General features: G+C 61.5%; 21 protein-coding genes. 5 read left to right on the forward strand and 16 right to left on the reverse strand.

The window, feature by feature from the left end:
- Positions 1–228: 228 nt before the first annotated feature.
- Genes AACY31_RS23515 through AACY31_RS23535 form a run of 5 tightly spaced genes read right to left on the reverse strand, consistent with a single transcriptional unit; the run spans position 229 to position 4134 of the window.
- Positions 229–864: an SCO family protein gene (locus AACY31_RS23515; RefSeq protein WP_305387194.1), complete on the reverse strand. Its 636-nt coding sequence runs from the start codon at positions 862–864 to the stop codon at positions 229–231.
- Positions 861–1760 (reverse strand): heme o synthase, encoded by a 900-nt coding sequence (gene cyoE, locus AACY31_RS23520; protein WP_339505142.1) that lies wholly within the window; start codon positions 1758–1760, stop codon positions 861–863. Before cyoE ends, AACY31_RS23515 begins: the two co-directional genes overlap by 4 nt.
- Positions 1748–2827 carry a COX15/CtaA family protein gene (locus tag AACY31_RS23525; protein WP_339482467.1) on the reverse strand — a complete coding sequence of 360 codons (1080 nt, stop codon included), beginning with the start codon at positions 2825–2827 and terminating at the stop codon, positions 1748–1750. Before AACY31_RS23525 ends, cyoE begins: the two co-directional genes overlap by 13 nt.
- A 10-nt stretch (positions 2828–2837) precedes the next feature.
- Entirely contained in the window at positions 2838–3431 is a 594-nt protein-coding gene (locus AACY31_RS23530; protein ID WP_339482466.1) for a hypothetical protein, read from the reverse strand.
- On the reverse strand, positions 3397–4134 hold the full coding sequence (locus AACY31_RS23535) for an SURF1 family protein (protein ID WP_339482465.1): 738 nt from the start codon (positions 4132–4134) through the stop codon (positions 3397–3399). Before AACY31_RS23535 ends, AACY31_RS23530 begins: the two co-directional genes overlap by 35 nt.
- 70 nt (positions 4135–4204) lie before the next feature.
- Between AACY31_RS23535 and AACY31_RS23540 the strand changes: the two genes are divergently transcribed.
- Complete coding sequence (locus AACY31_RS23540) at positions 4205–4408, forward strand: twin transmembrane helix small protein (RefSeq protein WP_014335867.1); 204 nt, start codon at positions 4205–4207, stop codon at positions 4406–4408.
- A gap of 7 nt (positions 4409–4415) precedes the next feature.
- On the opposite strand, the gene AACY31_RS23545 is transcribed toward AACY31_RS23540, so the two are convergent.
- From AACY31_RS23545 to coxB, 4 genes are all read right to left on the reverse strand, one after another.
- The gene (locus AACY31_RS23545) at positions 4416–5303 is read right to left on the reverse strand and encodes a cytochrome c oxidase subunit 3 (protein ID WP_339482463.1); all 888 of its coding nucleotides are present in this window, start codon (positions 5301–5303) and stop codon (positions 4416–4418) included.
- Between the two features lie 24 nt (positions 5304–5327).
- Positions 5328–5879, reverse strand: a complete 552-nt coding sequence (locus AACY31_RS23550; protein WP_339482461.1) for a cytochrome c oxidase assembly protein — start codon at positions 5877–5879, stop codon at positions 5328–5330.
- A 117-nt stretch (positions 5880–5996) separates the two neighbouring features.
- On the reverse strand, positions 5997–7583 hold the full coding sequence (ctaD, locus tag AACY31_RS23555) for a cytochrome c oxidase subunit I (RefSeq protein WP_057449249.1): 1587 nt from the start codon (positions 7581–7583) through the stop codon (positions 5997–5999).
- 82 nt (positions 7584–7665) lie between these two features.
- Positions 7666–8793, reverse strand: coding sequence for a cytochrome c oxidase subunit II (coxB, locus tag AACY31_RS23560; RefSeq protein WP_339482460.1), 1128 nt, complete (start codon positions 8791–8793; stop codon positions 7666–7668).
- Between the two features lie 373 nt (positions 8794–9166).
- Between coxB and AACY31_RS23565 the strand changes: the two genes are divergently transcribed.
- Positions 9167–9817 carry a hypothetical protein gene (locus AACY31_RS23565; RefSeq protein ID WP_339482458.1) on the forward strand — a complete coding sequence of 217 codons (651 nt, stop codon included), beginning with the start codon at positions 9167–9169 and terminating at the stop codon, positions 9815–9817.
- Between the two features lie 128 nt (positions 9818–9945).
- Here AACY31_RS23565 and AACY31_RS23570 read toward each other — a convergent pair whose 3' ends face one another.
- From AACY31_RS23570 to AACY31_RS23580, 3 genes are all read right to left on the reverse strand, one after another.
- Positions 9946–11472 carry a SulP family inorganic anion transporter gene (locus AACY31_RS23570; RefSeq protein ID WP_339482457.1) on the reverse strand — a complete coding sequence of 509 codons (1527 nt, stop codon included), beginning with the start codon at positions 11470–11472 and terminating at the stop codon, positions 9946–9948.
- Between the two features lie 91 nt (positions 11473–11563).
- Positions 11564–12295: a carbonic anhydrase gene (locus tag AACY31_RS23575; RefSeq protein ID WP_339482456.1), complete on the reverse strand. Its 732-nt coding sequence runs from the start codon at positions 12293–12295 to the stop codon at positions 11564–11566.
- Positions 12296–12493: 198 nt separating this feature from the next.
- Entirely contained in the window at positions 12494–13552 is a 1059-nt protein-coding gene (locus AACY31_RS23580; RefSeq protein ID WP_339482455.1) for a PA0069 family radical SAM protein, read from the reverse strand.
- Between the two features lie 182 nt (positions 13553–13734).
- Here AACY31_RS23580 and AACY31_RS23585 point away from each other — a divergent pair, with 182 nt between their 5' ends.
- Entirely contained in the window at positions 13735–14415 is a 681-nt protein-coding gene (locus AACY31_RS23585) for a dual specificity protein phosphatase family protein (protein ID WP_339505143.1), read from the forward strand.
- Here AACY31_RS23585 and AACY31_RS23590 read toward each other — a convergent pair.
- The 3 genes from AACY31_RS23590 to prlC form a co-directional block, all read right to left on the reverse strand.
- The gene (locus tag AACY31_RS23590; protein WP_339482453.1) at positions 14391–16406 is read right to left on the reverse strand and encodes a M3 family metallopeptidase; all 2016 of its coding nucleotides are present in this window, start codon (positions 16404–16406) and stop codon (positions 14391–14393) included. The two genes, AACY31_RS23585 and AACY31_RS23590, sit on opposite strands and share 25 nt — an antisense overlap.
- Positions 16407–16518: 112 nt before the next feature.
- Positions 16519–16800 carry a YheV family putative zinc ribbon protein gene (locus AACY31_RS23595; RefSeq protein WP_339482451.1) on the reverse strand — a complete coding sequence of 94 codons (282 nt, stop codon included), beginning with the start codon at positions 16798–16800 and terminating at the stop codon, positions 16519–16521.
- Positions 16797–18848, reverse strand: a complete 2052-nt coding sequence (gene prlC / locus AACY31_RS23600; protein WP_339505144.1) for an oligopeptidase A — start codon at positions 18846–18848, stop codon at positions 16797–16799. Before prlC ends, AACY31_RS23595 begins: the two co-directional genes overlap by 4 nt.
- Before the next feature lie 99 nt (positions 18849–18947).
- On the opposite strand from prlC, the gene AACY31_RS23605 reads away from it, so the two are divergent.
- Entirely contained in the window at positions 18948–19493 is a 546-nt protein-coding gene (locus AACY31_RS23605; protein ID WP_339482448.1) for a gamma carbonic anhydrase family protein, read from the forward strand.
- A gap of 27 nt (positions 19494–19520) precedes the next feature.
- The gene (locus tag AACY31_RS23610; RefSeq protein WP_339492536.1) at positions 19521–20171 is read left to right on the forward strand and encodes an HAD family hydrolase; all 651 of its coding nucleotides are present in this window, start codon (positions 19521–19523) and stop codon (positions 20169–20171) included.
- A 40-nt stretch (positions 20172–20211) separates the two neighbouring features.
- Here the strand turns inward: AACY31_RS23610 and AACY31_RS23615 are convergent, their stop codons facing one another.
- Positions 20212–21204 (reverse strand): AraC family transcriptional regulator, encoded by a 993-nt coding sequence (locus AACY31_RS23615; protein ID WP_339482446.1) that lies wholly within the window; start codon positions 21202–21204, stop codon positions 20212–20214.
- Positions 21205–21281 lie beyond the last annotated feature (77 nt).

The raw sequence follows: 21281 nt of genomic DNA on the forward strand, positions 1-21281 counted from the left end.
GCAAAAAGCCTAAGGAGCTGTACGGCTTCCAAGTCCCTCCCTCGATGATCAGTCGAGAACTATCGCTTCTGTCGGAGCGATAGTCGAGATACAAGGAGCTGTCGAGTGCAACGAGGCTGCGATCTTTTGATTTTGATCGTTCACTGATGACTCAATTGTCTGGGGCAAAGATCGCAGCCTCGTTGCACTCGACAGCTCCTACAGGTGGGGCGAGTCCCCACGGCCCCGTTATTTGCGCTTGAGCATCTCCGGCAACTGCGCCACCAACTTCTGGTTATTCAACGGCGCACGAATAAACCCGCGTTGGGTACCGTCCGGGCCGATGACGGCGAGGTTGCCGCTGTGATCGACCGTGTAGTTGGGTTTGCTGGTGTCCGCCGGGATGAACGGAATGCTCACCGCGTTGGCGACCTTCTGCAGGTCTTCGATCGATGACGGGGTCAGGCCGATGAACTGCGGGTCGAAGTAGCCCAGGTACTGCTTGAGTTGCTTGGGCGTGTCGCGGTTCGGGTCGACGCTCACCAGCACGATCTGCAACTTATCCACAGCCTCGGGCGGCAGTTCGCTTTTGATCTGGCGCAGTTGGGCGAGGGTGGTCGGGCAGATGTCCGGGCAGAAGGTGTAGCCGAAGAACAGCAGGCTCCATTTGTCTTTCAACCCGTCCATCGCCACGGGCTGGCCGTCCTGGTCGGTCATTTTCACGTCCGGCAGGTTGCGGCTCTGGGGCAGCAGGATGATGCCGGCGTCGATCAGCGCCGTGGGGTCGCCTTCGCCCTTGCCGGTCAGCACTTTATTGATGGTAAGGCCGAGGATCAGCGCGATCACGGCCACGAGAATGAAGACGGTTTTCTGGGTTCGAGTCATAGGCTCAACAGTAAGTAGTGATCTACAAGCAGGGCGATGAACAGCAGGAACAAGTACCAGATAGAGTACTTGAAGGTGTTGATCGCCGCGTGCGGCCGACTGCCACGGTACAACACCACGGCCCATCGCAGGAACCTCGCACCCAGCACCAGGGCACAAATCAGGTACAGCATCCCGCTCATCTGGATCACGAACGGCATCAGGCTCACCGCCAGCAGCACCAGGGTGTACAGCAGGATATGGATCTTGGTGTAGTGCTCGCCGTGGGTCACCGGCAACATCGGGATGTCGGCCTTGGCGTATTCCTCCTTGCGGTGAATCGCCAGGGCCCAGAAGTGTGGCGGGGTCCAGGCGAAGATGATCAGCACCAGCAGCAGCGGTTCGGCGCTGACATGACCGGTGGCCGCCACCCAGCCCAGCAGCGGAGGCGCCGCGCCGGCGAGGCCACCGATGACGATGTTCTGCGGTGTCGCCCGTTTCAGGAAACCGGTATAGATCACCGCATACCCGAGCAAGGAGGCCAAGGTCAGCCAGGCCGTCAGCGGGTTGGTGAACGCCAGCAGCATGGCTTGGCCAGCCACGGCCAGCGCCACGGCGAAGGTCAGGGCGGCGGCGGGTGAGATTCGCCCTTCGGCCAGTGGCCGTTTGTGGGTGCGGGCCATCACCGCGTCGATGCGCCGGTCCACCACGTGGTTGACCGCTGCCGCGCCGCCGGCACACAGGGCGATGCCCAGGTTGCCGAACACCAGGACTGTCCACGGCACCCCGGCACGGGTGGCGAGGAACATGCCGACCAACGAGGTGATCAGCATCAGCACCACCACTTTGGGCTTGGTCAGCTCCAGGTAATCGCGCCAGATTGCTTGGCTGTGGCGTTCACCGGTCAAGGTTGCCATGGCATCTCTCCTTTTATTGTTATGGGGCTGACGCCGTGTTTAGTCGGGTTGAACCGCCAGCGCAGCGGGACTTGATGCTTGACCCGGACCAGGCTGGTACGGGCGTGATAGTTGACCAGCACCAGGGTCAGCAGCAACGCGGCGCCCCCGGCGTTGTGGGCGACGGCCACCGGCAGCGGCAGATGGAACAGCACGTTGCTGATGCCCAGGGTGATCTGCGCCGCCAGTGCGGCCAGCACCAGGCCGGCCAGCCGGGTCATGCCGACGGTTTTCAATTGCCAGGCCAGGCCCAGCAACACCACGGTCACCAGCAACGCGCCGATGCGGTGGGTCAGGTGGATGGCGGTGCGGGCGTCGCTGTCCAGTTGCCCGCCCAGGTAGTTCGGGCCGATGTGCTGGGTCAGGTGGAAGCCGTTGGCAAAATCGGCCGGTGGCAGCCATTGGCCGTGGCAGGTGGGGAAATCGATGCAGGCCACGGCGGCGTAGTTGGAGCTGACCCAACCGCCCAGGGCGATCTGACCGATCACCAGCAGCAACCCGGCCGTGGCCCAATGTTGCAGGCGCTTGGGCACGGTCAACGCCGGCAACACGCCGGACAATCTCAAGGTGAGCAGAAACAGCAGGCTCAACGTCGCGAACCCGCCCAGCAAATGCCCGGTGACCACTTGCGGCCAGAGCTTGAGGGTCACGGTCCACATGCCGAACGCCGCCTGGGCGAATACCACGGCCAGCAGGAACAGCGGCAGTTTCAACGGCAGGCCGGGGTGACGGCGGTTCATCCAGGCCCGGGCGGCCAGCGCGGTGACCAACAGCCCGAGGATCCCGGCGAAGTAGCGATGGACCATCTCGTTCCATCCCTTATGGGCTTCCACCGGGGCATCGGGAAAGTGCAGCTCGGCATGGGCCAGTTGGGCTTCGCTCTTGGGCACGCTGATGAAGCCGTAGCAACCGGGCCAGTCCGGGCAGCCGAGGCCGGCGTGGGTCAGCCGGGTGTAGGCGCCCAACAATACGACGATCAGTGCCAGCAACGTGGCAAACAGCGCGAGGCGAAATCCAGGTTTGGCCATGTCGATGCCCTCATCCGATGTTCGACAGTTTCAGCAGATGGCGCAGGTCGTTGAGCAGGTCCTTGCCCTTGACCCGGGCGTCGTAGCGCAGCACCAGGTTGCTGTGGGGATCGATGATCCACAGCTGGGCGCCGCCGGCGCCTTGGGCGCCTTTCTGATAGGCCGGCAGGTCCAGTGGATAACGTTGCAGTTGTGGGTATTCGCGCTGCAATTGCCCGTCATATTCAGCGTCCAGCGGTTGCGCGATGGCCAAGGCATGGCTGGCCCGGGAGGCTTCGCGGCCCAGGCCAATCTGCACTTGCCGGGCCAGGTACACCAGTTGCCGGCAATCCACCGCGCACTCCTGCGGCGCGGTGACCAGGATCTGCCAGCGCTGCTCATCGGCCTGTACGCCAATCTCGGCGCGGGTCTGGCCGTTGCCGATCAGTTCGCCGTGGTAGCTGCGGCTGTCGGGCACCCAGAACTGAAATTTGTACATGCCGGTGGCGAGGATCATCGGGCCGATCACCCCGAGCACGATCAGCAGCAATTGCACGCGGCCCTTGCGCCGGTTGTGCGCCACGGGTGCCTCAGACGTGTTGGTTGGATTCATGGTGCTTCCCATGCGGTCTCCCTGCGTTGTGCCATCCGAGATAAAGGAACAGGCCGAACAGTGCCGCCGCCATGGCGAACCACTGCACGGCATAGCCGAGGTGTTTTTCCGGGCCCATGGCGACCACCGGCCAATCGGTCCGGTAGGCGCCGGGGCCGCTTTGTTGGCGTAATTCATAGGCGAAGCCGTTACGGCCCAGTTCGGCCCAGAGCTTGTCCGGCTCAATGGTGGTGACCAGTCGCGGCCAGGGCGCGCCCGCCGGGTCGGCGTGGAGCTGGAAGGTCGCGCCCGGTGCGACGTAGACCCAGGCCTGGAGGCTCACCGGTTGTTCCGGCGTGTTGAACACCGGCGGGGTGCGCCGGTCCGGCCAGGGCAACCAGCCGCGATTGACCAGCAGCCACTGCCCGGTGCGGTGGTCGAGGAAAGGTTGCAGCAACTCGACGCCGACCTTGCCGTCGTGCTGACGGTTATCCAGTAGGGTGCTGTGCTCGGCGTCGAACTGACCCTGCAGTGTGACCGGTCGAAAGGCCGGGTCGGGGGTGTGCGCCAGTTCGGCGCTGTCCATCGGCGGCGCCACGCGGCGCTCGGCATGATTTTCCATGAGCACGCGCTTCTGTTCGCCCCGGCTCAATTGCCAGAACCCCAGGCACACCATGACCGGCACCAGCACGGCGACCACCAGCGACGGCACGATGCCCGGCCTGAAGTGTTTCATGGCGCCGTCCGAAAGTCGTCGAACGGGATAGCTATACTCACGTGCATCGCGCCCCCCCGGAGTGTCCCTAATGCTCAAAGCCGCCATCGTCCTGATGCTGATTGCCACGATTGCCAGCCTGTTCAGCGGTCTGTTTTTTCTGGTCAAGGACGACAGCAGTTCCAATCGCCTGGTCATCGCCCTGGCGATTCGAGTCAGCCTGGCCGCCGCCACCGTCGGCTTGATCGCCTGGGGTTTCTTCAGCGGCCAGTTGGTGTCCCACGCGCCTTGGTAGTCGTGCCTCAGAGCACGTAGACGAAGATGAACAAGCCGATCCACACCACATCGACGAAGTGCCAGTACCAGCTCGCCGCCTCGAAGCCGAACTGATGCTCGTTGTCGAAGTGCCCGCGCATGATGCGCATCAGCATGACGAACAGGATGATCGTGCCGATGGTGACGTGGGCGCCGTGGAAACCGGTGAGCATGAAGAAGGTCGCGCCGTAGATCCCCGAGCCCAACGTCAGACCCAGCTCTTTATAGGCGTGGATGTATTCCTCGGCCTGGAAGCCCAGGAAGGCGCAACCCAGCAGCACGGTGATCGCCAGCCAGATTTTCAGTGCGCCGCGATGGCCTTTTTTCAGGGCATGGTGGGCGATGGTGACGGTGACGCTGGAACTGACCAGCAGGATGGTATTGAGCAGCGGTAAACCCCAGGGGCTGATGACATCCTTGGGCGCCGGGAAGAGTTTAGGATCGGGGTTGTTCAGCAACGGCCAGACATATTCGAAGTTCGGCCACAGCATTTCCGACAGGCCCTTGGTGCCTTCACCCGCCAGGCCTGGCGCCGAGATCACGCGTACATAGAACAGGGCGCCGAAGAAGGCGATGAAGAACATCACTTCGGAAAAGATGAACCAGCTCATGCCCCAGCGGAACGAGCGATCGAGCTGTGCGCTATACAGCCCGGCGCGGCTTTCCTTGATCACCGCGCCGAACCAGCCGAACAGCATGTAGGCCAGCAGAAGACCGCCGACAAAAAAGATCAGCGGGCCGTGGGAATCCGGGCGCGCCGCTTTCAGGTCGTTGAACCAGGTCGCCAGACCGTACACCGTGACGAACATGCCGACCGTGGCGATGATCGGCCATTTGCTCTGGGCCGGAACGTAATAGTGTTCGTGAGTTGCCATTTATTGTTCTCCTTATCGGGCACGCTATCGGTCAGTGTTTAGAGCCACCGGTGGATGACGAGCGGTGATATCGAACAGCGTGTAGGACAGCGTCAGGTGCTTCACTTCCTTGGGCATGTCCCGGTCGACGATGAAGCGCATGGGCATTTCGATGCGTTCGCCGGGTTGCAGCACTTGCTGGGTAAAACAAAAACATTCGGTCTTGTGGAAATACGCCGCCGCGTTGCTCGGCGAGATACTCGGTACCGCCTGGGCGCTCATCGGCCGGTTGGTGGGGTTGTGGGCGACGAACACCATCTCGTTTACCGCCCCGGGCTTGACCACCAGCTCATCGCCTTTGGGGTAGAAGTCCCAGACCATGTCCACCGAATTGGTCGACAGGAACTGCACGCGCACCTGCCGGGATTCATCGACGGTCTGTTCGCCTTCGTACTGCCCACCGGTCTTGCCGTTGATGCCGAACGCCTTGCACATCACGTCGTAGATCGGCACTAAGGCAAACCCGAAGATGAACATGGCCACCACCACCAGCAGCAGGCGGCTGACCAGTTTTTTCATCGAAATCGAATCAGCCATGGATGCGGCTCCGTGCACTGAGCCCTGTGGGAGCGAGCCTGCTCGCGATGCAGGCGACGCGGTATGCCTGATCTACCGCTATCGCGAGCAGGCTCGCTCCCACAGAAGCTGCAGTGTTCATTTCACTTCCGGCGGCGTAGTGAAGGTGTGATACGGCGCCGGTGAAGGCACGCTCCACTCCAACCCTTCGGCACCATCCCATGGCTTGGCCGGTGCCGGCTCGCCGCCGCGGATGGTCTTGATCACGATGAACAGGAAGAAGATCTGCGTGGTGCCGAACATGAACGCGCCGATGGACGAGACCATGTTGAAGTCGGCGAACTGCAGGTTGTAGTCGGGAATCCGCCGGGGCATGCCCGCCAGGCCGACGAAGTGCATCGGGAAGAACGCCAGGTTCATCCCCACGAACGACAGCCAGAAGTGCAGCTTGCCGAGGGTTTCGTCGTACATGTGGCCGGTCCATTTCGGCAGCCAGTAGTAGGCCGAGGCGAAGATCCCGAAGATTGCGCCGGGCACCAGCACGTAGTGGAAGTGCGCGACCACGAAGTAGGTGTCCTGGTACTGGAAGTCCGCGGGGGCGATGGCCAGCATCAGCCCGGAGAAACCACCGATGGAAAACAGGATCACGAATGCCACGGCAAACAGCATCGGCGTCTCGAAGGTCAGCGAGCCTTGCCACATGGTGCTGGCCCAGTTGAACACCTTCACCCCGGTGGGCACGGCGATCAGCAGGGTGGCGTACATGAAGAACAGCTCGCCTACCAGCGGAATGCCGACCACGAACATGTGGTGTGCCCAGACGATGAACGACAGGAACGCAATGGCGGCCGTGGCGTAGACCATCGAGGTGTAGCCGAACAACGGCTTGCGGGAGAAGGCCGGGATGATCGAGCTGACGGCACCGAAGGCCGGCAGGATCATGATGTACACCTCGGGGTGGCCGAAGAACCAGAACACGTGCTGGAACAGCACCGGGTCACCGCCGCCGGCGGCACTGAAGAAGCTGGTGCCGAAGTGGATGTCCATCAGCATCATCGTCACGCAGCCGGCCAGCACCGGCATCACCGCGATCAGCAGGAACGCGGTGATCAGCCAGGTCCAGACGAACAGCGGCATTTTCATCAGGGTCATGCCGGGGGCACGCAGGTTGAGGATGGTGGCGATCACGTTGATCGCGCCCATGATCGAGCTGATGCCCATCAGGTGGATGGCGAAGATGAAGAACGTCACGCTTTCCGGCGCATAGGTGGTGGACAGCGGCGCGTAGAAGGTCCAACCGAAGTTAGGCCCGCCACCCGCTGTGAACAACGTCGAGACCAACATCAGGAACGCCGCCGGCAACAGCCAGAAGCTGAAGTTGTTCATGCGTGGCAGGGCCATGTCCGGCGCGCCGATCATCAGCGGGATCATCCAGTTGGCGAGGCCGACGAACGCTGGCATGACTGCGCCGAAGACCATCACCAGGCCATGCATGGTGGTCATCTGGTTGAAGAATTCCGGCTGCACGATCTGCAGGCCGGGCTGGAACAGTTCGGCGCGGATCACCATGGCGAACGAGCCGCCCAACAGGAACATGGAGAACGCGAACCACAGGTACAGCGTGCCGATATCCTTGTGGTTGGTGGTCAGTACCCAGCGCATCAGGCCCTTGGCGGGGCCGTGGGCGTGGTCGGCATGACCGTGGTCATCGATCACAGCACTCATGTCCTGTCTCCTTCGAACGAGTGGGCTGGGCGGCCCGGGGCGCTGAGCCCCGACCGGTTGCGAGAACGATCGTCAGGCCGGCTCATTGGCTTTCTGCCTGTTTGAGTTCCAGCACTTCTTTAGGCGTCACCATGTCGCCCTTGTTGTTGCCCCAGGCGTTGCGTTCATAGGTCACGACCGCGGCGATATCGACTTCCGACAACTGTTTGCCGAACGCGGCCATGGAGGTGCCGGGTTTGCCGTGGAAGACAATGCTCAGGTGATCCTTGATCGGCCCGGTGGCAATTTTCGAGCCCTTGAGTGCCGGGAACATCGGTGGCAGGCCCTGGCCTTCGGCCTGGTGACAGGCCACGCAAGTGGTGTGGTAGACCTTGTCACCACGCTCGATGAGCTCTTCGCGCGTCCACTCCTTGCTGGTCAGCTCCTTGAGCTGCGCGGCTTCGGCCTTGCGTTCGCCCAGCCATTTCTCATAGTCGGGCTTGCTCTTGACCTCCACTACGATCGGCATGAAACCGTGGTCCTTGCCGCACAGTTCGGCGCATTGGCCGCGGTACAGGCCGGGCTTGTCGACGCGGGTCCAGGCTTCGTTGACGAAGCCGGGGATCGCATCGCGCTTGACCGCGAAGGCGGGTACCCACCAGGAGTGGATCACGTCGGCGGAGGTCACCAAAAAGCGCACCTTGGCATCGACCGGCAGCACCAGCGGCTTGTCGACCTCCAACAGGTAATGCTCGCCCTTGGCGCTCTGGTTATGGATTTGTTCGGCGGGTGTCGCCAGGTTGCTGAAGAACTCGACGTCCTGGCCCAGGTATTTGTAGTGCCACTTCCATTGATAGCCTGTGACCTGGATATCGATGTCCGACTCGCTGGAGTCGTACATCTTGATCAGGGTGGCGGTGGCAGGAATGGCCATCAGCACCAGGATCACGAAGGGCACGATGGTCCAGAGGATTTCGACGCGGGTGTTTTCGTGGAAATGCGCGGCATTCTGGCCGGTTGAGCGGCGGTGCATGATCATCGACCAGAACATGGCGCCGAAGACGATGATGCCGATGACCACACAGATCCAGAAAATGGTCATGTGCAGGTCGAACACTGCGTTGCTGATCTGTGTCGCTCCAGGCGCCATATTCACAGTCCAGGCCGCTTGCGCCTGGCTGAAAATCGACCACAACAGGAGGCCCATCCATACGTGTGGATGTCGCGTCATTGCGGGTTCCCCTTATCGTTCTTGTTATCCCGTAGGCGTAAAGCCTGCGGCAAGGGATCGGCTCTTTCAGACTGCTTACTTGACTCGCCGCGCCTTGCTGCACATGCAATCGGGTGTCATCAGCTAACTCCATTCCAAACCGAGTATAGACAGCACCTGCAACCTCGCAACGCGATGGCGTAAATCGTTTGAAACAGCCGGGGCTTGCGTTAGAGCCTACGAATGGAGAAGGATGCGAACTGAGTGATGGCAAACCGATATAACTGTGACGCAGCACGTAAGGGGCAGTTATGAAAAATAGGTCTTAGGAGTGTTTTTGCGCCAGCTAAGTTATGTCTTCCCTATTTCATTGCCTTTGTTTCCTGGAGTTGTCATGAACACCGCCGCATTGCGCGAGCAGATCCAAAAAGCCCAACAACACGAAGCCGAGACCGGCCAATTGACCCGCCAACTGGAGGCCCAGTTACCGCATCTGCACGCCGCGATCCAATTACCAGACATCGACGCGAAGGGCGTCATGACCCGTTTTGTCACCGCTTACATCGAGCAAGTGCCAGACCTGCTGGACGCCGCCAACGAGGTGGCCCGCGAAGCCGGTATCGAATCGCAGATCAAGCCGGTGCTGAAAATCGCTGAACAGTTTTTTCTTCAGCCACCGAAGTTGATGGAAGGCCATGTTGGCCTGGACAGCCTGCTGGACGAGGCCTACCTGGCCCACCGGCTGGTGGAGGAGGTCAATGATCTGTATATCAAGCACTTCAGCCAGCCGCTGATCCCGCTGGACATGACGGTCGCCAACCTGATCGCTCACCATTTGATCGGCGAACCGTTCGCCAACCAGCTGGATGAAGCCGTGCATCACGCCGTGGATGAAATGCTCGACGAAGACAGCTTTGCGCTGGAATCGGTGGAGTCTTACCGGGATAAACTCGGCAGCCCGGACACGGGCGCTGCCTGGAAGCGCTGGCCGTGCCTGTCGCGCCAGTTGGGTGTCGGGCTGGAGCTGGATCAGCCGGCGGCTTGATCCATCAGGAATACATGAAACCCCTGTGGGAGCGGGCTTGCTCGCGAAGGCAGAGTGTCAGGCAGCATTTGGCTAACTGATCCACCGCTTTGGCGAGCAAGCCCGCTCCCACATTTGGACTTGAGGTGTCAGGCAGAGGCGGCGCCAACCCCTACGGTGGTACGCAACCGCCCTTCCAATCGGCGCTTGAGCCCGCGGGATTCGATCAGCAGCTTCGAACCCTTGCTGGCATTCGCCCGGCCCCATTCTTCCAGCAACTCCAGGCACGAGTGGTCGATGTAGCTCAGGTTATTGAGCGGCACATGCACGGTCGCACCCGTCGGTATGGAGCCCAGCACCTGGGTCAACGCCGGCACCTTGAGGAAGGTGGCTGCCCCGACCAGTCGCAGTTCCATCTCACCTTCCTGGGGCAGGTCGATCAGGCTGATTTTCAGCCGTGAGGCTTTCCAGGCCAGTTTCGCCAGGGTCAGGCCGAAACCGATCAGCACACCGGTCAGCAGGTCGGTGAAGACGATCGCCAGCGCCGTTGCGGCGTAGGTGAACATCGGCATCCGGCCATAGCGGCCCAGGCTGCGAAACGCCTTGAGGTCCACCAGTTTGAAACCGGTGTACACCAACACCCCCGCCAGGCTCGCCACCGGAATGCTTTGCAGCACGCTGGACAGCAACAGCACGAAGAGCAACAACCATAGGCCGTGGAAAATCGTCGACATCCGCGTGGTGGCCCCGGCCTGGACGTTGGCCGAGCTGCGCACGATCACCCCGGTCATCGGCAGGGCGCCGAGCAGGCCGCAGAGCATGTTGCCGATACCTTGCGCCGACAGTTCCCGGTCGAAGTCCGCACGATCACCGCTGTGCATGCGGTCCACGGCGGCCGCCGACAGCAGGGTTTCGGCGCTGGCGATGAAGGCGACAGCGAATGCGGCGATCAGCAGCGTCGGGTCGGCCAGGTTCAGCAGGTCCGCCGGGCGCAGCCAATCAATGGCTTCGGCGAGGTTCTCGGGAACTTCCACGCGCTTGACCTGCAAGGCCAGCATCAGGCTGGCGATGGTCGCCAAGCCGACACCGAGCAACGCGCCGGGAATGAAGCGCAGGCTGTGGGGGCGAAATTTTTCCCACAACCACATCACCGCGATCGTCGACAAACCGAGCAGCCCGGCCTGCCAGCCGAAGGACGGCAATGCCTGGGCCACGGCCGCCGGGAACGCCGTCAGGTTATCCAGCCCGGACGGCTTGGGCGCCGCGTCGAGCATCACATGGACCTGGGACAACACGATCAGCACGCCGATACCTGCCAGCATCCCGTACACCACCGCAGGCGCGGTGACCCTGAACCAGCAGCCCAGGCGAAAGCGCCCGGCCAACAATTGCAGCAGACCGGCCAGCAGCAGGATCGGCCCGAGCATGGCCACGCCATGCTGGCGCACCAATTCGAAGACCAACACCGCCAAGCCGGCGGCCGGGCCACTGACTTGCAGCTTGGAACCTGCCAGGAAACCCACCACCAGGCCACCGATGATGCCAGTAATCAGGCCCTTGGCCGGTGGCAGGCCGGAGGCGATGGCAATGCCCATGCACAAGGGCAGCGCCACCAGGAACACAACCACTGAAGCCAACAGCTCCCGTGGCAGAACAGTTTTTAATTGAGCACGCATGGCGACTCTCCCGAAATTTTCTTCAGGCATGGCGAAACCCTACCGCGCAAATAGCGGTAAGGCTGAACCACACAAGGATGTTTAGGAGCGGTTAGAAGCGCGCTTTGGGCGTCGCCACCGGTATTGGATGGCTGCCATCGAGCGGCAGGAAACGTCCCTGGTCCGCGTCGTAGGCTTTGATCTCGCTGGTCTCGATGTTGTACACCCAGCCATGGATGAACAACTGACCATTGGCCATGCGCGATGCGACCGAGGGATGCGTTCGCAAATGCTGCAACTGTGCGATCACGTTCTCTTCGGTGAGGATCGGCATGGTCTGTTTTTCGTCGCCACACGGACAGTTGTCGTGGACCATGGTCTTGGCCACTTCGGCGTGGCGCAGCCAGGCCTTGACCGTGGGCATTTTTTCCAGGGTGTCGGGGTTGAGCACGGCACGCATGGCGCCGCAATCGGAATGGCCGCAGACAATGATGTGCTGCACGCCGAGGGCCAGTACGGCGTATTCGATGGCGGTGGAGACGCCGCCGTTCATTTGCCCGTAAGGCGGCACGACGTTGCCGACGTTACGGGTTACGAACAGGTCGCCGGGGGAGCTATGGGTGATCAACTCGGGCACGATGCGCGAATCGGCGCAGGTGATGAACATCGCCCGGGGTTTCTGGGCGGTGGCGAGTTTCTTGAAGAGTTCTTCCTGTTGCGGAAAGATCTCGTGATGGAAATGCAAAAAGCCGTCAACAATATGCTGCAGCGCTGCATCGGCGGTTTCCGCCTCGGGTAGGGCTGGAGCCGACACAGCCAACGGCTGTTTATCCTTGTCACTCATGATTCATCCTCGTTGAGACGCCAGTGGCTGGTTAAAAAATATCCAGGTCGAGGTGTTCGACCCGTCAGTCACTCGAAGAACAAGGTAGCGGCCGAAACTTAACTCAAACTGAAATCGAAGGCTCTAGGACGACGATTACAGGGGTGGCGAAACACTGGCGCAGATCATCTCCAGCAGCCGTTCCACGGTCAACTTCAATCAGATCAAAGACATTTGTCGGCCCGGCGGACAGAAGGCATCGCAATCAAGATTGTATCCGTCGCGGCGCTCAAGCCCCAAGCGCTTGAGGGCCTTGGCGAAACGTTGGGCCAGCAGGTCGGCGAACGGCCCTTCGCCGCGCATCCGCGCCCCGAAACGGCTGTCATACAGCTCACCACCGCGGCTCTGGCGCACCAGGCTCAGCACGTGGGCGGCGCGTTGCGGGTAGTGCGCCTGTAACCACTGCTCGAACAGCGGCGCGACTTCCAGCGGCAGGCGCAGCATGACGTAGGCGGCATTCTGTGCGCCGGCGGCGTGGGCTTCGGCCAGCAGGCGCTCGATCTCGCTGTCATTGATCATCGGGATCATCGGTGCACACAGCACCCCCACGGCAATGCCCGCCTCGCGCATGACCTTGATCGCCCGCAACCGGGCCTTGGACGCCGCCGCGCGGGGTTCGAGAATACGCTTGAGCTCATCGTCCAGGGTGGTGAGGCTGATCATCACGTGCACCAGGCGTTGTTGCGCCAGCGCGGTCAGCAGGTCCAGGTCGCGCAGGATCAGCGAACCCTTGGTGACGATGGTCACCGGGTGCCGATAGCGCAGCAGCACCTCGAGAATCCGGCGGGTTATCCGTTGTTCGCGTTCGATAGGCTGGTAGGGGTCGGTGTTGGAACCCAGTGCGATTGGCGCGCATTGATAGCCGCGCCGGGACAATTGTTCTTCCAGCACATCGGCGGCATTGGTCTTGGCGATCAGCTTGGTTTCGAAATCGAGCCCCGGCGACAGGTCCCAATAGGCATGGCTGGGCCGCGCATAGCAGTAGATGCAACCGTGTTCGCAGCCTCGGTATGGGTTGATCGAGCGGTCGAAAGGGATATCGGACGAGGTGTTGCGGGTAATGATGGTCTTCGCCGTTTCGATGCGCACTTCGGTGCCTTGGGTCAGCGGGACTTCCTGATACCAGCCGTCATCCTCGGCCACCGAGCGACTCGGGGCGAAGCGGTTGTGCGGGTTGGTCGCGGTGCCGCGGCCGCGGGGTGGCAGGGAGGGGGGCATGGGAGTACTCCAAAAGCTGTATGCGCATACAGTATTCGTTGCATTCGAATAAGACCAGTGCCATTCAGCAGCCCGAGTCCCCGATCATCGTTCACAACGCTTTGACGTTCTCCTCACAGGCTTTTAACCGCTGCGAGCCGAAACTGTTGATCTCGCATTCCTTCGTTTTCGGTCGTCCGTGCATGCTCAAGCTCTGTTCCCGTTCACTGCTCTGCCTGGCCCTGCTCATCGGGCTCGCCGAGATCCGCGCCCAAGCGGCCAATACCCCTGACGCGAGGCCCGCTGAATGGGCGCAGCCGGTGGAAAAGGACTACAACCTCTACCAGATGTCTGCGACGCTCTACCGCAGCTCCCTGCCGGACGGCGCAGCGCTGCCCTTGCTGACCAAACTCAAGATCGGCACGGTGATCAACTTCCTGCCGGAGTCGGACAAGCGCTGGTTGTCCACCCCCGGCATCGAGCAAGTGCAGTTGCCCTATCGCACCAATCATGTCGATGACAGCGACATCCTCAAGGCTTTGCGCGCCGTCCAGGCGGCCGAAGCCAAGGGACCGGTGCTGATGCACTGCAAGCACGGCTCGGACCGCACTGGCCTGGTCGCCGCCATGTACCGGGTGGTGGTGCAGGGCTGGAGCAAGGAGGATGCCTTGAACGAAATGACCGAAGGGGGCTTCGGTGACAGTCATCACTTCAAGGACGGCGTGCGCTACATGATGCAGGCCGATGTCGACAAACTCCGCGTGGCGCTGGCGAATGGCGATTGCAGCACCAGCGTCTTTGCCCTGTGCTCCCTGGAAAGTTGGGTCAACTCGACCACGACGACGCGTCACCTCGATCCTCAGGTCCTTGCACCCGCACGATGATCGGTCGCCTGCATGAACGCGGCGATGGATTCGGACAACGGTCGTGAGTCACCCGCTTCGTATATCGCTTGGCGCAACGCCCGGCCTGTGGCCCTTTCGAACAATCCATTACGCTTGAAGCGCTGGAACACCCGCTCGGCCAAGTCTTGCGACCAGATGTAAGCATAGAGGCCGGCGCCATAACCGGTGACCATGTAATCCAGACCGTTGGGCCAGCGCTCGTTGGCGGATGCTGGTAAATGCCCGACTTGTGCGCTGATCTGGTCGAACACTTGCTGGGCTGTGCGCCCATCGCCGTGGCTGCGGTGCAACTCCATATCGAATAGTGCATCGCGCAATGACCTGGCGCTCTGCCAACTGGTTTGAGTGGTGAGGTACATCAACAACTGATCGGCAATAGGGTCCGGCAGGGGAGCCCCGGTCTGGTGATGCCTGGCTATCCGGAGCAGGCATTGCCTGGAGAGGCACCAGCGCTGCAGCAGGTTTCCGGCAAACTCAGCGGCGTCCCGGGACAGCTCGGAAATGCCCGAGATGTCGCGATAGTCCGCTCGACTCAGGACATGGTGCAAGCAATGGCCGAACTCATGAAACAGGATGCTCAGGTGCCGGTGGTCCAGCAGCACCGGGTTCGAATCGGAGCCGCGCGGCAACCAGGCATGCAACGTCGCGACGGGGTAGCGCGGTCGGCCCTCGGCCGTGATGCGGTGGTTTCGCAGGGGGGAGGTGTGGGGATAACCGTTGAGTCTTCCATTTTCAAATGGATCGAAATAAATAAATCCGAGGGTATCGCCCCGCTCGTGGATTTCAAACACGCGAACCTGCGCATGCCAGGTGGACAGATCCTGTCGCTCGGTGAAATCGATGCCGAACAGATCGTGGGCGATCAGCAGCAATTGGTAAAAAGTTGATCTCAGCTCAAACCAGGCGCTAGCCGTCTGTTCTGAAACCCCTGTCGTTTGCCGACGAATTTTTTCCGCCAAGTACTGATAATCCCAAGGCTGGAGTTCGCCGAAGCCTTCCTGTCCAGCGAAGGTCTTTAACTGGTCGGCGTCCTGCTCGAATACCTGTTGTTGCCGCCCAAGCTTTTCCATCAGGAACGACATGACCTGCTCCGGCGACTGTGCCTGCTCCGGCTCGATCGCCAATTGGGCGTAATTCGAATAGCCCAGCAGGATGGCGGTTTGATGACGGTCCTTGAGCAACTGCCGCAGTACCTCGCCATTGTCGAAGATGCCGGCATCTGGTCCTTGATCCGAAGCGCGATGGCTATAAGCGATATAGATTTGCTCGCGCAGAACGCGATCCTCAGCATAACGAGTGACTATGCGAAACGATTCGTCCGTCAGCTTCAACAACCACCCTGTGCGACCTTTTTCACGTGCGTGCTCGGCCATTTGCTCTTTGAAAAACGGCGGCAAGCCCCGCAATCGAGCCTCATCGTCGAACGTTTGGCTCCAGGCCTTGTTGGCCTCTTCCAAATGCTTCATGAACAACATTTCGGCGCCACGGATACGCAGTTTCAGATCTTTCAAAGCGGCTTGTACGTCGGGTGCGAGTGAGTTCGGGCGAAGCCGCCGCAGGATTTTAGCCAGCGTTCTTTTTCTCGCGGGTGAGAAATGCACGGCTATCTGACTGTCAGCCAGGCGTTGATAGAGCTGGGACAACTCGAGATTTTGACTCAGTGTGCGGCGGAAATTATTCAGTCGTTCCCGACAATCGTCTGAAACCTGCTCCCAGGCGTCTGCGGTCCAGGTTGAGGCCAGGCGATCCAGCACGTAGCCGAAACCTCTCAGCCGCGCATGGATTTCATCCATGGCCAGCACCAAGTCATCCCAAGTGGGATAGGGCGTTTGAGTTCTGATGATCTCGGCCACTTGAGCGCGGCTTTCGGCGATGATCTGGTCGAGGGCGGGGGGGAAATGTTCGGCTTGAATTTCTGAGAAGGGCGGCAGGACATGGGGCTGTAGCAGTGGGTTACTGGCGTGGCGCATGGAGACTTCCTGTCAATCTGGACGTGTCAGGCCAGTCTGAAGAGGAAGGGATTTGACGCTGCGGTATATATGTATCGCTTCCGGGCCGTGGGGCCCGGAAGGTGATACCGGATCATTCCGTCGGTTTTTTCTTCAACTTGGGGTTGGGGAAAAACTGCACGGCCTGGACCTTGGCGTCCGGCACCTTGAGCGCCGAGGTATTGACCCGGGTGCCCAATTCCTTGGGCACCGACAGGCCTTGCTCGTTGAGTGTGTCGCAATAACCGCAGGCCACACATTCACGGTGCGGCACGCCGTCTTCGTTCCACATCATCAATTTGTCCGGCTCGCTGCAGGCCGGGCAGACCGCCCCGGCGATAAAGCGCTTTTTGGTAATCACAGGTCCCTCGCTCATGCTGCCGCGTCCTCGGTCAGGCCGCTGTGGCGCAAGAGTGCGTCAATCGACGGCTCACGGCCCCGGAAGTCGACGAACAGCACCATCGGCTCCTGCGAGCCACCGCGCGCCAGGATCGCCTCACGGAAGGCGCGCCCGGTGTCAGCGTTGAGCACGCCGTCCTCTTCGAACCTGGAGAACGCATCGGCCGACAACACTTCTGCCCATTTGTAGCTGTAGTAACCCGCCGCGTAGCCGCCGGCGAAGATGTGGGCGAAGCTGTTGGGGAAGCGGTTATAGGCCGGTGGACGCATGACCGACACTTCGTCGCGCACGCCCTCGAGCACTTGCAGCACGCTACGGCCGTCGCCGTGGGTGGCGTGCAGCTCGAAGTCGAACAGCGAGAACTCCAGCTGGCGGACCATCATCAGGCCGGACTGGAAGTTTTTCGCCGCGAGCATTTTTTCCAGCAGGTCCTGGGGCAGCGGCTCGCCGGTTTCGTAGTGGCCGGAAATCAGCGCCAGGCCTTCAGGTTCCCAGCACCAGTTTTCCATGAACTGGCTTGGCAGCTCCACGGCATCCCAGGCCACGCCGTTGATGCCGGACACGCCGGCGTGTTCGACGCGGGTCAGCAGGTGGTGCAGGCCATGGCCGAATTCGTGGAACAGGGTGGTGACTTCATCGTGGGTCAGCAGGGCCGGTTTGCCACTGTCGGCCGGGGTGAAGTTGCACACCAGGTTGGCCACCGGGCTTTGCAGGACGCCGTCGATGGTGCGACGACGGTCGCGGGCGCCGTCCATCCAGGCCCCGCCACGCTTGTTGGCGCGGGCGTAGAGGTCAAAGAAGAAGCGGCCGACGTGCTGGCCGTTCTCCTTGATTTCGAACAGGCGCACGTCCGGGTGCCAGGTGTCGAAGCCTTTCAGTTCGGCGATCTCGATGCCGTAGAGGCGTTGCACGATGGCGAACAGGCCGCCCAGTACCTTGTCGATCGGGAAGTACGCACGCAGCGCTTCCTGGGCCACGCTGTAACGCTGCTGGCGCAGTTTTTCACCGTAGAAACCGCTGTCCCAGCTTTGCAGGTCGGGGCAGCCCTGTTCGGCGGCGAAGGCCTTGAGTTGTTCCAGGTCCAGGGCGGCGAATGGCTTGCTGCGCTTGGCCAGGTCCCGCAGGAAACTGAGGACCTGATCGCTGGATTCGGCCATCTTGGTGGCCAGGCTCAACTCGGCGAAGTTGGCGAAGCCGAGCAGTTGGGCCAGCTCCTGGCGCAGGTCGAGGATCTGTTCCATCACCGGGCCGTTGTCGTTCTGGTCGGCATTCGGGCCCTGGTCCGACGCGCGAGTGCAGTAGGCGGCGTAGACTTCTTCACGCAGGGCGCGGTCTTCGGCGTAGGTCATTACTGCGTAATAGCTGGGGAACTCCAGGTTGATCAGCCAGCCGTCCAGCTCTTTGGCCTGGGCAGCGGCGGCCATTTGTGCCTTGGCCGAGTCGGTCAGGCCGGCGAGGGCGGCCTCAAAGGTGACGTGCTTGGTCCAGGCCTGAGTCGCGTCCAGCAGTTGATTGGAGAAGCGGCTGCCCAGCTCGGACAGTTTGCTCTGTACCTCGGCATAGCGCTTCTGCTGCTCGGGCGGCAGGTCGATACCCGACAGGCGGAAGTCACGCAGGGAATGTTCCAGGATGGTTTTCTGCGCGACGTCGAAGTCGGCGGCTTCAGGGCTGTTCGCCAGGGCTTCAAAGGCCTGGAACAGCTCGCGGTTCTGGCCCAGTTCGGTGGAGTAGGCACTCAGCGCCGGCAGGCAGGCCTCGTAGGCTTCGCGCAGTTCAGGGCTGTTGCGCACCGCGTTCAAATGGCTGACCGGGCTCCAGGCAGCGCCCAGGCGATCATTGAGCTCGTCCATCGCCAAGACCAGGCCGGCCCAGGTAGGCTGCTGGACTTGGGTCTTGAGGAGTTCGGTGATGGCGGCGCGGTTGTCAGCCAGGATCTGCTCGATGGCCGGTTGCACGTGCTCGGCACGGATCGCCGAGAATGGCGGCAGGTCATAGGGCTGTAAAAGAGGGTTGTTCACGCTCACGGTCGACACCTTGGCTGGAAGAAACATGGGCCCATCTTAATTACAATCGACGTTCACCGCAGCTAGCAGCGCCTATCACCGGATAAGAGAGAGCCTATCGTGACCCTTCGCACGTACCAGAACCACCGCCCGCGGCTAGCCCGTGGCGCTTTTGTCGACAGCACCGCAGTGGTGATCGGCGACGTTGAAATCGGCGAAGACAGCTCCGTCTGGCCGCTGACAGTCATTCGCGGTGACATGCACCGCATCCGTATCGGTGCGCGTACCAGCGTCCAGGATGGTTGTGTGCTGCACATCACCCACGCCGGCCCCTTTAACCCCGAGGGTTTCCCGTTGCTGATCGGCGACGACGTGACCGTCGCCCACAAGGTCATGCTCCATGGTTGCTCCGTGGGCAGCCGGGTCCTGATCGGCATGGGCAGCATCGTCATGGACGGCGCGGTGGTCGAAGACGATGTGATCATCGGTGCCGGCAGCCTGGTACCGCCGGGCAAGCGTCTGGAAAGCGGTTTTTTGTATGTGGGCAGCCCGGTGAAGCAGGCCCGGCCGCTGACGGACAAGGAGCGCGCCTTCTTCACCTACAGCGCGGCGAACTACGTGAAGCTCAAGGACCTGCATCTGGCCGAAGGCTACGACCAGGACTGAATCGCCCCGCCACTTCCAGGAAAGTTCATGCATTACCCAACCGTACTGTTCGACCTCGACGGCACCCTCACTGACCCCCGCGAGGGCATCACCCGTTCGATCCAATTCGCCTTGAGCAAACTGGGCATCGACGAACCCGACCTGACCCGCCTCGAGCCTTTCATCGGCCCGCCGCTGTTGCAGGCCTTCATGCAGTTTTATGACTTCGACGAAGCGAAGGCCTGGGAGGCGGTGAATTTCTATCGCGAACGCTTTAAGGTCACTGGGCTGTATGAAAACCGCGTCTTTGATGGCGTGATGCCGTTGCTGGAAACCTTGGGCGGCCAAGGGCGCCAGTTGTACATAGCCACCTCCAAACCCTGGGTCTTCGCCCGGGAAATCGCCCGCCACTTCGACTTCGCCCGGCACTTCAAGGTGATCTACGGCAGCGAACTGGACGGCACCCGCTCCAATAAAGTCGAGCTGATCGCCCACCTGCTGGCCGAAGAAGGCCTCGACCCGGCCAGCACCCTAATGATCGGTGACCGCAAACACGACCTGATCGGCGCCCGCAGCAATGGCTTGGATGCGGCGGCGGTGGGGTATGGGTTTGGCAGCCATGAAGAACTCAGCGCCGAGGCCCCGGCGTATCACTTCGAGACGGTGGATGCGTTGCATCAGGCGTTTTTGCGGGGTTAGTCATATTGCCATCGCGGGCAAGCCTTGCTCCCACAGGGCGTCAGGCCCTGAACTGGCTGGGCGCCACCCCGCTCCAGCGCACGAAGGCATGACGGAAGCTGGCGGTTTCACTGAAGCCCAGTCGTTCGGCGATTCGGTAGATCGGCAATTGGTCCTCGCAGAGCATCTGCTTGGCCCGTTCGAAGCGCAGTTCGTCCAGCAGTTCCTGGTAGCTGCAGCCCAGGTCCTTGAGGTGGCGCCGCAAGGTGCGGGCCGAGCAGTTCATTTGTTCGGCCAGGCCTTCCAGCCCGGGGGCGGCGTCCAGTTGGGTGTCGAGCAACTGGCGGATCCGACCCAGCCAGGCCTGGCGTCCGGTGAACTCGGTGTTTTGTCGGCGGCAGCGCTCAGCCATGGCGTGATGGGTGATGGGGTCGGCCAGGGGCAAGGGTTGGTCGAGCCAGTGGCGCTCGAAGGCGAACGCGTTATCGACGCTGTCGAAGCGCACCGGGCAATCGAAGAGCGCGGCGTAGCGCGCCTGGTAATCGGGGGCCGGATGTTCGAAGCGCGCAGCGTGCAAGGGCAGTGCATGGCCAAGGAGGTCGTTACAGATGATCTTCAACGAAACCATGCAGAACTCGGCATTGAACGCCGCCAGGGCCGGGCTCTCCCGATAATCGCTGGCGCTGAACCAGATGCACTGGCCGTCATCGTCCAGGTTCAGCTCGAAGAGTGTTCCCAATAGCGCCGGATAGTGCAGCGCCAGGCGCAAGGCGTCACCTAAGGTGGCACTGGTCAGCAGCGCATAGCCGAGCATGCCGTAGGACGAAACGTGCATGCGCAGGCCCAGCTCCAGGCCGATGTCGCGCTTGAGGGCGACGGCGTTGGCGCAGACCTGCATCTCCTGGTTGGTGGTGATACGCGTATCGGCCCGGCTCAGGTCCGCCGTGCTGATGCCGCTGCCGGCGAGCAATGCCTCACTGGATAGCCCTTGGTTCTTGAAGGTGCTCAGCACCAGGGAGACGGCGTTGAGGGTGGTGAGGTGGGAATGAAGCATGTCCGTTTCCAGCCTGGGGAAGGCTGGAAACGGAGCAAGTTACATGCCGGGTGAACATCGGAAGGTCAGCACAGCAT

This window comes from Pseudomonas sp. RL_105y_Pfl2_101 (genome assembly GCF_963970585.1).
Lineage (GTDB): Bacteria > Pseudomonadota > Gammaproteobacteria > Pseudomonadales > Pseudomonadaceae > Aquipseudomonas.

Excerpts from the sequence above, each read along its gene's own strand:
- AACY31_RS23515 (WP_305387194.1), bottom strand. The coding sequence starts at position 864 with ATGACTCGAACCCAGAAAACCGTCTTCATTCTCGTGGCCGTGATCGCG.
- cyoE (WP_339505142.1), bottom strand. The coding sequence starts at position 1,760 with ATGGCAACCTTGACCGGTGAACGCCACAGCCAAGCAATCTGGCGCGAT.
- AACY31_RS23525 (WP_339482467.1), bottom strand. The coding sequence starts at position 2,827 with ATGGCCAAACCTGGATTTCGCCTCGCGCTGTTTGCCACGTTGCTGGCA.
- AACY31_RS23530 (WP_339482466.1), bottom strand. The coding sequence starts at position 3,431 with ATGGGAAGCACCATGAATCCAACCAACACGTCTGAGGCACCCGTGGCG.
- AACY31_RS23535 (WP_339482465.1), bottom strand. The coding sequence starts at position 4,134 with ATGAAACACTTCAGGCCGGGCATCGTGCCGTCGCTGGTGGTCGCCGTG.
- AACY31_RS23540 (WP_014335867.1), top strand. The coding sequence starts at position 4,205 with ATGCTCAAAGCCGCCATCGTCCTGATGCTGATTGCCACGATTGCCAGC.
- AACY31_RS23545 (WP_339482463.1), bottom strand. The coding sequence starts at position 5,303 with ATGGCAACTCACGAACACTATTACGTTCCGGCCCAGAGCAAATGGCCG.
- AACY31_RS23550 (WP_339482461.1), bottom strand. The coding sequence starts at position 5,879 with ATGGCTGATTCGATTTCGATGAAAAAACTGGTCAGCCGCCTGCTGCTG.
- ctaD (WP_057449249.1), bottom strand. The coding sequence starts at position 7,583 with ATGAGTGCTGTGATCGATGACCACGGTCATGCCGACCACGCCCACGGC.
- coxB (WP_339482460.1), bottom strand. The coding sequence starts at position 8,793 with ATGACGCGACATCCACACGTATGGATGGGCCTCCTGTTGTGGTCGATT.
- AACY31_RS23565 (WP_339482458.1), top strand. The coding sequence starts at position 9,167 with ATGAACACCGCCGCATTGCGCGAGCAGATCCAAAAAGCCCAACAACAC.
- AACY31_RS23570 (WP_339482457.1), bottom strand. The coding sequence starts at position 11,472 with ATGCGTGCTCAATTAAAAACTGTTCTGCCACGGGAGCTGTTGGCTTCA.
- AACY31_RS23575 (WP_339482456.1), bottom strand. The coding sequence starts at position 12,295 with ATGAGTGACAAGGATAAACAGCCGTTGGCTGTGTCGGCTCCAGCCCTA.
- AACY31_RS23580 (WP_339482455.1), bottom strand. The coding sequence starts at position 13,552 with ATGCCCCCCTCCCTGCCACCCCGCGGCCGCGGCACCGCGACCAACCCG.
- AACY31_RS23585 (WP_339505143.1), top strand. The coding sequence starts at position 13,735 with ATGCTCAAGCTCTGTTCCCGTTCACTGCTCTGCCTGGCCCTGCTCATC.
- AACY31_RS23590 (WP_339482453.1), bottom strand. The coding sequence starts at position 16,406 with ATGCGCCACGCCAGTAACCCACTGCTACAGCCCCATGTCCTGCCGCCC.
- AACY31_RS23595 (WP_339482451.1), bottom strand. The coding sequence starts at position 16,800 with ATGAGCGAGGGACCTGTGATTACCAAAAAGCGCTTTATCGCCGGGGCG.
- AACY31_RS23610 (WP_339492536.1), top strand. The coding sequence starts at position 19,521 with ATGCATTACCCAACCGTACTGTTCGACCTCGACGGCACCCTCACTGAC.
- AACY31_RS23615 (WP_339482446.1), bottom strand. The coding sequence starts at position 21,204 with ATGCTTCATTCCCACCTCACCACCCTCAACGCCGTCTCCCTGGTGCTG.